Origin of the sequence: Kandleria vitulina DSM 20405 (genome assembly GCF_000702065.1) — a bacterium.
Taxonomy (GTDB): Bacteria; Bacillota_I; Bacilli_A; order Erysipelotrichales; family Coprobacillaceae; genus Kandleria; species Kandleria vitulina.
This window is the reverse complement of the sequence record NZ_JNKN01000043.1, coordinates 1-11,788: the sequence shown is the minus strand read 5'-3', so window position 1 is coordinate 11,788 and position 11,788 is coordinate 1. Positions and strand designations below refer to the sequence as shown.

The window sequence follows — 11,788 nt, the reverse complement described above, 5'->3', positions numbered from 1 at the left end:
CTGGGATAGAGATGACATTCCTGTTTACAATGCTGATAACACAAGAGAATATCAGTTTAGCGGCAAAAGAATACACAGAGGGCAATATAAAACCGCAAGCGGGAAAATAATCAATGCGGATGTTAATGGCGCATTGAACATCATGCGTAAAAGTAGCGTTGTGGATGTTAACATCCTATACGGTAGAGGCGAAGTGGACACGCCTGTAAGAATAAGGATTGCCTGACTTGTCGGGTGGAAACTTAAATATCAAACTTCTTAAATAGAACCGTCAGGTTCTTAGAAGCCACCTACCTTTAGGTGGGTGGTAGTTCACACTCTGGATCTTCTTCCAGATAAAAGTCTATAAAGACAGAAAAAAACGCTACAAAAAGAAATGAGGTCAATTATGAATATTTATATCTGTGCAGAAATCGATGATCATCACGTCAAAGAAATCATGGATTCACACAAAGAATTCAAGATGATCTATAAAGAAGAGCTTACCCAAGAAGATGTCAACAATGCCAATCTCATCATTGGCAATCCCAATATGAATCTTGATTTACACAGTGATTCATTAAAAGCCATCTTCTTAAATTCAGCTGGCAACAATCAATTTTTAAACGGTGACTATATCAATAAGAACACCCGCTTAACAAACGCAAGCGGAAGTTATGGACCAGTCATCAGTGAACATGTATTAGGCATGATCATTGCCATGAACAAAAATTTTAAGTATTATATCAATAATCATTGGCATCAGCTTTATACTGGCAAAGAGCTTTATAAAAGTACAGTCCTCATTGTAGGACTAGGCGATATCGGTTTATCATTTGCAAAACGTGTCAAAGCGTTTGATACACATGTTATCGGATTAAGAAAACACCCTTCTAAAAGTCCCTATGTGGATATTGAAGACACCATTGATCACCTTGATCAATATCTTCCCCTCGCTGACTTTGTATTATTAGCATTACCTGAAACCAAAGAAACTATTCATTTATTCAATGAAGAGCGTTTCTCATTAATGAAACAAGACAGCGTCATAGCCAATGTGGGAAGAGGAAGTGCCATCGATGAAAAAGCACTCATCAAACATATTAAGTCCCATCACCTCTTTGGCGCATGCCTAGATGTCTGTGAGAGTGAACCACTTCCTGATACAAGTCCCCTTTGGGATATGGAACAGGTACTTATCACGCCGCATGTTTCAGGAGGATATCATTGGGAAAGCGTGCAATCATACTATACAGCTCTTGTCATAAGGAATATTGATCATCTATTAAAAGATGAACCACTAGAAAATGAAGTCGATCTCAATCTAGGATATCGCACACATGTCATAAGGAGAGAAGAATAATGAAAACTGGTCTAGTACTAGAAGGTGGCGCCATGCGAGGACTCTTTACCGCAGGCGTGCTGGATGTTCTTATGGAAAATAACATCGATTTTGATGGTGCGGTAGGCGTATCCGCAGGCGCCTGCTTTGGCATCAACTACAAATCCCATCAGATTGGACGTACCATTCGCTACAACATGCGCTATTGTCAGGACAAGCGCTACGGCTCATGGTCTTCTTATTTAAAAAGTGGGAATGTTTTTGATGCAGAATTTTGTTATCATGAGCTGCCGCTTAAAAAGGATCCATTTGATATCAACGCCAGCAAAGAAAACAAGATGCCCTTCTATGTTGTTGCAAGCAACGTTGAAACAGGACAGGCCGCCTATCGGCGCATCGATGATGTAACACACACCGAGCTGGAATGGATACGCGCGTCCGCGGCCATTCCGCTTGTTTCTGATATTGTAAACATTGAAGGACTCAAACTTCTAGACGGCGGCGTAGCCGACAGCATTCCTCTACATTTCATGGAAACAAAGGGCTATGAAAAAAATGTTGTCATATTAACTCAGCCAAGAGACTATCGTAAAGAGAAGAACCGCTTTATGCCTCTTTTAAAACGAAAGTATCATGATTATCCGCTTTATTTAAAAGCGTTAGAAAACAGACATATCCATTACAATAAGACCTTGGATGATATTAAAGAGAAAGAAAAAACAGGTGAGCTATTTGTCATAGCACCACCTCATTCTCTTCATATTTCCGCAATGCAGAATAAGCCACGTGAACTTGTCCGTGTCTATGAAGAAGGACGCATTGCCGCCAATAATGCTTTGAAGTCATTAAAAACATTTATGGGATCGCACTAGCGATCCCTATTTGTATATAAATGATTTAAAATAATGAATCATCTCATCCATCACTTTATGTGATTCTTCCATTTTTACATTTAAATGGAAACAATGGAAAAGTGGTGTAGTGGTTCCTACATAATACTTGTAAGTAAATGGAATATCATTATTGATTAATGCCTCATGAAGTGCGAGGGTCTGACTTTTAAGAAAATCCTTATGTGAAGTCATCATGAAGACTGGTGGGAATGATGATGTCATATGCGTTAATACATTATACTTGCTGATATCATCATCTTTCTTGAACAATCCTTCTAATAGCTCCGGTGATGTATCAATCGTAGGATCTTCTATATTATAACATCCACACATAAGCGCAATCGCACGTGGCTTAAATCGCTCTTCTACTTTTACACCAACATCTTCCTGAGCCTTTTTATTATTTAATAGATTCATATAATTGCCAAGAATATGTGCACCTGCAGAATCTCCAACCATAAAGATTGATTTCATATCCAGATTAAAGAAAGAAGAATTTTGATACATCCATGAAACAACAAGACTTAAATCTTCTAGTGGTGCAGGAAAATGAAATTCAGGAGCTAGACGATATGAGAAATTGATAACCGCAAAGCCACGCTTGCACATCTCATAACAATAAAACTGATAACGTTCTTTATCACCATAATACCATCCTCCACCATGCACATTAATAATTAAAGGAAATGGGCCCTTCTGTGTCTTTGGCGTATACAGATCCAATACTTGCCACTTCTTATCCCCATAAGAAAAATCCCTATACGTATTGATACTTGTAGGAATAGTTAATCCCTCATCTCTTTTCGTATCAATCTTTCCAAACTGTGTTCTAATCATTTTTGCGTATTTATTCATATATGTTCCACCTCGCTTATATTTTATCATCTTAAAATATTATATACAAACAAAAGGACTATGCTTAACATAGTCCTTTCTTGCTTATCGAACTTTTTTAGGATGAATCAATACATATGGAGATTTTTCATTTTCCCAACGTTCAAATACTGATCCTTTTACAGAGTTATTAATCTTAACTTTCTTTCCATCAGTCTTTTTGACTTCATCATTCTTTTTGATCTTCTTGTTCATACTTGTTCCTCCTTACCATATATTTCCTATGTTCTATTAATAAAATAAAGTGTAAATCCCCCGACTTACATCATACAATCATTTTGCTCCGCGGACGAGAATCATATTATTATAAAAAGGGGTTCCTCGTATATATCACACATGACGTTCGACAAGCGAATCATTTTTGGAGCAAAACTTCTTATTTAGCTTTCAACTCATGTGACACAATAATATACAGAAGAACACCCTTTAATAAAATGATCTTTTTCTATTATCTCGTCCTCCTTTATCTTTGTAACTTTATTATACACAAGTTTGGAAGCGTTTTCAAGTAAATAGAATAAAAAAGTAGTCATAAGACTACTTTGATTTCATAAGATTCATAAAAGCACATCCTGACCATAAGGCGTATATTGCAAAGTTATCTTTAATAAATAACAGATATTTATCCCCCAATAACTTAAAGCCAGAGTATGTCAATAGAATATAAAAGAACAATGCCACATAGATGATGGTCACAAGCTTATAAATAAGCTTATAGCCATTGATCTTTATTGTTGAACAATAATAATAGATTATGCCAATCAAGAAATAAAACAGTGATGTCAATATATCTCCAATGCCATCAATATTAAATAATGATGCAATCTGATTGATGTTCTTAAAGAATAATCCATATAAATACACAATAAGGACTGGCATAACGATATAAAAAGCTAATTTACCTTTTTCTGCTTTCATGTTTTCCTCCTATCTGAAATGCATGTCTTTGTGTAATTCATTATTGATTGCACAAGAAGAAACAAGCTGTTCCACAGCTTCCTTGTAGTCCTTGCACGTCTTTGCTTTTCTGACAGCCTTCAATGATTTTTTATCAACATAAAAGAGTGTCTCAAAATAATACCAGAGTTCTTTCATCTTAAAAAGAACATTCTTATCTCCACCAATACGCTCCTGATAGCCTGAAAGGAGATCATGATGGAATGAAAGAAACTCTTCTTTTGTCAATGATTCATGAGTAAGCAATTCTCTTGCAAAAGCAGGATTAGAAATCATTCCTCTTCCAAGCATGATGCGTTCTACTTCTGGGAATCTTTCAATAAACTGATGATAATCTTCTTCATCTAGAATATTGCCATTATATGTCACTGGATGTTTTGATTTTTTTAACATCTTTTCAAAGGTATCTAGATGTACTGGCTTCTTATAGAAATCTTTCTGAACACGAGGATGGATAATCAGTTCGGAAATAGGATATTTATTAAAGATGCTGATAAGTCTTTCTGCCTGTGAATCATCTTCTACTCCTATTCTTGTCTTGATGGATACTTTTATATCAAGATGAAGAAGTGTAAACAGTTCATCTAAGAACATATCCAATTGATCAAGATCCTTAAGCATCCCTGCTCCCTTCCCTTTAGTAACTACAGTTGGGGATGGACAGCCAAGATTGATATTCACTTCATCATAGCCAAGCTGATGACATTCCTTGATAGCCCATAGACATTCTCCGGCCTTGTTAGAAAGAATCTGAGGAATGATATGGATATCCTGATTATGCATTGGTGCAATATCATTGCGTTCCTTGTTCTTCAATTTGAGATTCTGATTAGCTACCAGAAATGGTGTATAGTAACGATCTATTCCTATAAAATGCGACTTATGTGCATTTCTGTAGGTATAACCTGTAATGCCCTCCATGGGCGCAAAATCAAACTTCATAGACTTCTCCTTTAGATAGGTATTCTATCATAAAGTGATAGAAAAGGAAAAGGAGAGATTATTTTTTTGATAATCTCTCCTTATATTTTATAAGCTGATAACCTTCAAGCATCATGCGGATAATTTCTAGTTCTTTTTCATCCGCATCGCTTAACATCTTTTTCAAAAGTTTACTTACTATTTCTTCTTCCATAATAAACCTTATGAGTTACTTGCGACAATCTTTACTCTAGACCACAATGTCGCAATTGTTTTTCTTGTTCGATCATTGTAATTAAAGACTTCATCTTTACTGTAAGATGAACGTGGTGTATAGGCTTCATTGCCTTTAAATGTAGAAGTGGATAATTCTTCTTCAACATCCTTACGTGGAGATGTATAGCCGACATACTTAGAGTTTTCAGTAGCGGCTTCTTTTGAATTGATGTAGTTCATCCATTCATGTGCCAATTTTGGATTCTTGGCATTCTTTGGAATACACATCGCATCTGTCCAGATGTTTGTACCTTCTTTTGGCATATAGAATCCGACATTTTTATTATCGCTAATTATTGAAGCAGCATCACCAGAATAAACCAGTCCTAGCGCTTTTCTTGTCTGTCTCATATTATCGATAATTTCATCCGTAACAATTTCTGGCTTCATTGTCTTAACTGATTTTTCTAGCCATTTATAAGCTTTCTGAAGTTCATCATTGTTTGATGTATTCATCGAATATCCTAATGCCTTAAGAGCCATCATGAAAGAATCACGTTCTGAATCATAGAGATAGATATCTCCCTTGAATTTGGTATTAAGGAAAATATTGAATCCATCATGTTCAAGTTCTTGAATAGAAACTTTTCTTTTATCGTAGGCAATACCTACACTTCCCCAGAAATAAGGCATTGAATAGTCATTATTCTTATCGAAAGAAAGATTCAAGATATCCTTGTTAATTGCATTGAATGTATCTTTTAAAGCAGGTTTATCAATCTTCTGTAAAAGATTTTCATTCTTTAATCTTTCAATCATATAATCACTTGGTACAAGAATATCAAAACGCTCTCCGTTTGCGACTTTAATATACATCTGTTCATTGGAATCAAAGTTATCTACGACAACCTTGGCACCTGTTTCATTTTCGAAGTCAGAGACAACATCTTCTGAGAGGTATTCACCTGGCAGATAGATATGAAGCTCCTGTCCTGCATAAGGACGATTGCTTGTTTGACGTAATGCGAAAACTGAACCAATCACCACACATGCAACCGCAACAACAGCGACAACCTTTGGCCAAGTCTTGCGCTGTGCCAATTCGTTATGTGTCGATTGTTCACGTCTTCTTTTTGCAAGAATAGGTAGAATATTAACAATAGCAAGAACAATTGTCACTAAGATAACAACAACTGTACTAATGGCATTGACACTCGGATTGACACGCTTGCTCATTGTGTAAACCATAATACTTAAGTTCTTGATACCCCCACCAGTTACAAAGTAAGAGATGATGAAATCATCAAATGACATTGTAAATGCGATCAAGGCACCAGAAATAATACCTGGGGTAATTTGTGGAACAATAACCTGCCACATGGCACGTGTTGGAGTTGCCCCTAGATCCATTGCTGCTTCTGCAATATTAGGGTCAAGTGCACGTACTCGTGGTGAAACGCTTAAGATGACATAAGGTATACAGAAGGCAATATGTGCCAACAGCAATGTCATAAAGCCTTTAGGGATATTTAATGTGATAAACAATAGCATCATGCCGATGGCAGTGACAATATCAGGGTTCATTAATGGGAAATCATTCATCACATTAACAAAACGTCTAAGTCGTTTTCCTGATTGTGACAATCCGATGGCTGTTACTGTACCTATGATTGTAGAAATGAATGTTGCAAGTACCGCAACGATAATAGTGATATACAAGGATTCCATCATTGAATGATTCTTTAACATTGTCTTATACCAGTACAATGAGAATCCTGTGAAGTGTGTTAATGATTTAGAACTATTGAATGAGAAAATCATCATGAAGATGATGGGCATATAGAAGAACACTACGACCAGTGTCATCAATATGCTGCCGAAATATCTTTTTTCTTCTTTCATTATGATGACACCTCCTCACCTGAACGACGTTCAGCACGTCTTACAGCCATCATTGAAAGCATCATGATGATAGCCATGATCATTGAAATAGCAGAACCAAAGTTCCATTCACCAACAGTGATGAACTGGTTTTCAATGACATTACCGATTAGGAAGTATTGTCCTCCACCCAATAATTTAGGGATAAAGAATGAGCTTACTGCTGGAAGGAATACTAATGTAATACCTGATACAACCCCAGAGATTGATAACGGGAAGATAACACGTCTAAATGTCTGTACCTTATTGGCTCCAAGATCGTTGGCCGCTTCAAGCAATGACTTATCCATTTTTGTTAATGCGGTATTGATCTGTAAGATCATAAATGGAAGGAAGTTGTAGACCATCCCAATAAGTACCGCTGTTTCAGTATAAAGAAGGTTTACATGTTTAAAACCTAAAAATTTCAACAGTGCTGCAAAGATGCCATCGTTAGATAAAAGTCCAATCCAGGCATAAGTACGTACGAGCATATTGATCCACATTGGTAAAGTAATAAGAAGTACCAATGTTTTTTGCATCTTTTCTGATGAACGTGAAATAAAGAATGCGATTGGATAACCAATAAGAAGACAAATAATCGTTGTCTTAATAGCTATCAATAAAGAACGACCTAATATCAATAAGAAATCAGGATCAGTAAAGAACTTAATATAATGTGCGAAAGTCAATCTGAATGGCAGCACGCTGTTGCCTGCTTTCATGACAGAATAGAATGCAATCAGCAGCATCGGTAATAGCAGCATGAGCATTGCCCAGATGACATAAGGAATCGCTAACGCTCTAAATCTTTTCATTAGAATCCCATCTTCTCCATGACATGAATATTTTCAGCTTGGAAAGATAAACCGACTTCCTTTCCTTCTTCACAATATTTTGTCGTATGAATCTTGAACATACGTCCTGTTGTAGAGAATGTGACTGGATAGATTCCTTCATGAATGGACTCTGCATCAAAGTCGTAATCTACATTAAGTTCAATATCTTCATCTTCATCAGTCAACTTCCATGCCTGAGCATTAGCCCATACACGCAAGTCTGTATCCAAGGCCATTGATTCCTGAATTTCATCGATTGTCTTAAAGAAATTGAAAGCAGAAATAGCTTCATTGGCTTTCTTGTTTTCAATGACTCTTTGATCAATGACACGAATTTTTCTAGTAATAGATGTTCCATTAGAAGTAGAGAATGTAACTTCATATTCCCCTACTTCCTGTTTTAAATCCGTGGAAATATTGGCAATTGAAATGTTTTCATCGGTTTCAGGAATCCATGCCTGGGCATCTGCACGGGCGATGATTTCTTTTTCATCGATGCCTTCCATATCTTCTAAGTCAAGATAGAAATCATTGGCACTAATGGATTCTTCTCCTTCACTTACCACATTGGCACTATTTTTTTGTACATGCATATTAACAGTAACAGTTGTACCAGGAACAGTTTCTACCATGATTTCATAATGTACTCCCTTAAAGAGTACTGAAGAGACAATACCTGTCATTTTTCCTTTTTCTTTATCGACAATGTCGATATCTTCTGGTCGAATGACAACATCTACTTTTTCCATTGGCTTGAATCCTTTGTCGACACATTCGAAGTCAATATCATCAAAACGTACGACTTCATCTTTAACCATGCGTCCATCTACGATATTGGATTCACCAATAAATGAAGCAACATAACGGTTCACTGGTTCATTGTAGATATCCTGAGGTGTTCCTACCTGCTGGATTTCTCCTTCTTTCATGATGACAATTTTATCAGACATTGTTAAGGCTTCTTCTTGATCATGTGTTACAAAGATGAATGTAATTCCTACTTCCTGCTGGATACGTTTAAGTTCATACTGCATTTCTTTTCTTAAACGAGCATCCAAGGCACTTAATGGTTCATCTAGCAGCAATACTGCTGGTTCATTGACAAGCGCTCTTGCAATAGCGACACGCTGCTGCTGACCACCTGACATTAAAGTGACATCTTTTTTCTCATAGCCTTCTAGACCAATAAGCTTAAGCATCTTCATGACTTTCTGATCAATGACATCTTTTGCTTCTTTTTTGATCTTTAAGCCAAAGGCAATATTGTCATAGACATTCATATGAGGGAAAAGTGCATACTTCTGGAAGACTGTATTAAGCTCTCTTTTATAAGGAGGTAAGTCTTTGATATCTTCTCCATTTAAAAGAACCTGTCCATCCGTTGCTTCAATGAATCCCCCAAGTATTCGTAGTAATGTTGTCTTACCACATCCCGAAGGTCCTAGCAATGTAACAAATTCATTTTCATATATATCTAAATCGATACCTTTTAGTACCTGCATATCGTCAAAGTTTTTTACGATATGCTTAAATTCAATGATTTTTCTTTTTTCATCCATAATTGTATCCCCTTAAAATTGTGGTGGTGTAGAAATCCATAGGACATCGGTATCATCTTTTGATGGATTAAAGAGATAATGACTGTTTACACCACTTATATAGAATGTTTCTCCCTGCTTGACTGCATGTTTTTTATCATCCATAAAGAGTTCAAGTTCACCTTTTAAGACATAGCCAAACTCTTCGCCATCATAGCTGGTAATAACTCTTGTCTTCTTTTTTGGATGAAGATGCAAAAGAACAGGCTCCATCACATTTTTTTGTGCATTGGGCACAATCCATTCAATGCATTCGTTTTCTCTTTCATCTACGAAGTAATCTTCTTTCGTAAAAACATAACGCTTATCTTCCTCCTCTTTAAAGAACTCACCAAGCGTTGTTCCAAGCGCTTCTAGAATATTTTCTAAAGCAGCTATATTGGGGCTGGTCAGATCTCTTTCTAATTGAGAGAGGAAGCCTTTGGTGACTTCACTACGTGATGCGAGCTCTTCTAGTGTCAATTCATTTTTTAATCGCAGTTCTTTTAACTTATGTCCAATTTCCATCTGTGATACCTCTGTTTAATTTAGTAAACTTTTTGTTTATTTAATTAAATCCTATCACATTATACCGTGAAATAAATAATTTACAATAAGTTAGATGAAAATAATAAAAGACCCACATAAAAGTGAGTCTTTATTCCTTCATCTTATAACAGTCTGGTACCTTGTAGACTGGCTTTTCAATAAGCAAAGTACGCAGTTCTTCCTGTTTTTCTTCCATTTCTTTATCTAGTGCTAACACTTCTGGAGATTCTTCTAATGAATGATCATCTGAAGGTGGTGTACGCATGGCACGTCTTAATCCTCCGGTTACATTATAACAATCATTAGAATAAGAACTATATTCAGGTGATTTCATAGCAAGAGAATGATCCAATAAGACAATGTGATGTGTCTTATTGTTTGTCTCAACGACAATTTCCATATGATCACACATCTTAACTGGTATACGTGTCAGATCAGCACCGTGCTTATAGCTATAGGCAAGCTGTTCATCTCCCTGCATGACAATTTCATCATCATAGACGTTATTGACCATGTTGACCTTCTTGATATCCTTAGATTTCATGCGTTCATCACCGATACGCACTTCTCCATTATGGAAGTTGATTCTGACATCATGTCCATAATCCTTAAAATGTTTTTCTTCTAGTTCTTCAAGAAGATCAAAACGCTTATAATACAAAGAATTCAATTCATTCTTCTTATCCTGAATAAGAATCTTATAAGCCATATCTGTTTCTTTTCTTACCTTTGTCATAATCTGATCTGAAAAGATTGGATCAGTCATAAAACGATAAGGCAAGCCTTTTCGCTTTAATCTTAAAAGATAGAAAAAGAACTTCCTCTTGATATAAAAAGAAGAAACATCAGTCTTTGAAGGATGAGATTTCAGATACTGATCTTTGATCATTTCTTTTTGAAATTCATCATTCATACGATCAATGATGTAGTCATCCTGTTCCTCTTTTGTAGCTGAAAGCAATCTTTTCATGAAGAGGAAATCTCTTGCCATAAAGATAGCAATGATAACAAGAAGAGAAACTGAAATAACAGCAAACAGAAATGAATCGATAAATAATGATATGATTGTAAGCAACAGCAAAATAGCTTCTATCACACTTAGCACACGCATGTGCGGTGACATTTGTAGCATATATTCTCTTCTCTTGCGTGGAGGAAGATCATCTAATGGAGTCTTATAGATATATTCTCTTTCATTCTCCTTGATGAGTTTACCTAGTTCATCTTCCTTGTATTCACATTCTTCATTCACACAAGTATAAAATGGACCATGGTCACAGTATTCTTTTTTTAATTCTCCACCACAGAGAGGACATACTTTTTCCATATTGACTCCCCTTTTCTTCTTCAAATTTTATCATAAATCATTTCTCAAAAAAAGATGAGAAACAAAGTTCTCATCTTTTAAGATGATCTTCCAAACTGCGGGAAATCATCTTTCTGTTACTTTCAGCGGGTTTCTGGAAATATTTTCCAGTACCCGCTCTTTTTTGATCTGCGGGAAAGGCATGGGGTACAATAGTATCATACCAATCCTTCAGAAAGAAAAAGAGTGATGAATCTCCCTGACCAAAGTTTGATTCATCACCCATCATACGACAATATGATAATACGACAATATTCAAAAAAAATCAATACATGCGACAAATTCAGATTTATTGAGGATTTCAGAAAAGAATACAGACCCGCTGAAATCATTGA

Annotated in this window: 13 protein-coding genes; 3 read left to right on the top strand and 10 right to left on the bottom strand. The window is 36.1% G+C overall.

All coding sequences use genetic code 11. The annotated features are described in order from the left end of the window. From T513_RS0108530 to T513_RS0108520, 3 genes are all read left to right on the top strand, one after another. A partial coding sequence (locus T513_RS0108530; protein ID WP_035876980.1) for a transposase occupies positions 1 to 226 on the top strand: 226 nt, incomplete at its 5' end. 162 nt (positions 227 to 388) lie between these two features. Next, positions 389 to 1,342, top strand: coding sequence for a D-2-hydroxyacid dehydrogenase (locus T513_RS0108525; RefSeq protein WP_031589765.1), 954 nt, complete (start codon positions 389 to 391; stop codon positions 1,340 to 1,342). Beyond that, positions 1,342 to 2,193 carry a patatin-like phospholipase family protein gene (locus T513_RS0108520; RefSeq protein WP_029070517.1) on the top strand — a complete coding sequence of 284 codons (852 nt, stop codon included), beginning with the start codon at positions 1,342 to 1,344 and terminating at the stop codon, positions 2,191 to 2,193. The genes T513_RS0108525 and T513_RS0108520 overlap by 1 nt, the downstream gene beginning before the upstream one ends. Before the next feature lie 6 nt (positions 2,194 to 2,199). Here the strand turns inward: T513_RS0108520 and T513_RS0108515 are convergent, their stop codons facing one another. The 10 genes from T513_RS0108515 to T513_RS0108470 form a co-directional block, all read right to left on the bottom strand. Beyond that, positions 2,200 to 3,069 carry an alpha/beta hydrolase gene (locus tag T513_RS0108515; protein ID WP_031589764.1) on the bottom strand — a complete coding sequence of 290 codons (870 nt, stop codon included), beginning with the start codon at positions 3,067 to 3,069 and terminating at the stop codon, positions 2,200 to 2,202. 84 nt (positions 3,070 to 3,153) lie between these two features. Next, positions 3,154 to 3,303 (bottom strand): hypothetical protein, encoded by a 150-nt coding sequence (locus T513_RS12240; protein WP_155266085.1) that lies wholly within the window; start codon positions 3,301 to 3,303, stop codon positions 3,154 to 3,156. Positions 3,304 to 3,645: 342 nt separating this feature from the next. After that, positions 3,646 to 4,026: a hypothetical protein gene (locus tag T513_RS0108505; protein WP_031589763.1), complete on the bottom strand. Its 381-nt coding sequence runs from the start codon at positions 4,024 to 4,026 to the stop codon at positions 3,646 to 3,648. Between the two features lie 9 nt (positions 4,027 to 4,035). Further along, a complete protein-coding gene (locus T513_RS0108500) occupies positions 4,036 to 5,007 on the bottom strand; it encodes a tRNA dihydrouridine synthase (protein ID WP_031589762.1) in 972 nt (323 codons plus the stop codon). A 58-nt stretch (positions 5,008 to 5,065) separates the two neighbouring features. Beyond that, the gene (locus tag T513_RS12580) at positions 5,066 to 5,200 is read right to left on the bottom strand and encodes a hypothetical protein (protein WP_269082101.1); all 135 of its coding nucleotides are present in this window, start codon (positions 5,198 to 5,200) and stop codon (positions 5,066 to 5,068) included. A gap of 8 nt (positions 5,201 to 5,208) precedes the next feature. After that, on the bottom strand, positions 5,209 to 7,104 hold the full coding sequence (locus T513_RS0108490) for an extracellular solute-binding protein (RefSeq protein ID WP_031589761.1): 1,896 nt from the start codon (positions 7,102 to 7,104) through the stop codon (positions 5,209 to 5,211). Further along, positions 7,104 to 7,940 (bottom strand): ABC transporter permease, encoded by an 837-nt coding sequence (locus tag T513_RS0108485; protein ID WP_029070512.1) that lies wholly within the window; start codon positions 7,938 to 7,940, stop codon positions 7,104 to 7,106. Before T513_RS0108485 ends, T513_RS0108490 begins: the two co-directional genes overlap by 1 nt. Beyond that, a complete protein-coding gene (locus T513_RS0108480; protein WP_031589760.1) occupies positions 7,940 to 9,520 on the bottom strand; it encodes an ABC transporter ATP-binding protein in 1,581 nt (526 codons plus the stop codon). The genes T513_RS0108485 and T513_RS0108480 overlap by 1 nt, the downstream gene beginning before the upstream one ends. Positions 9,521 to 9,532: 12 nt before the next feature. Beyond that, positions 9,533 to 10,066 (bottom strand): helix-turn-helix domain-containing protein, encoded by a 534-nt coding sequence (locus tag T513_RS0108475; RefSeq protein WP_031589758.1) that lies wholly within the window; start codon positions 10,064 to 10,066, stop codon positions 9,533 to 9,535. Positions 10,067 to 10,196: 130 nt separating this feature from the next. Next, entirely contained in the window at positions 10,197 to 11,414 is a 1,218-nt protein-coding gene (locus T513_RS0108470; protein WP_029070509.1) for a hypothetical protein, read from the bottom strand. Between the last annotated feature and the right edge of the window lie 374 nt (positions 11,415 to 11,788).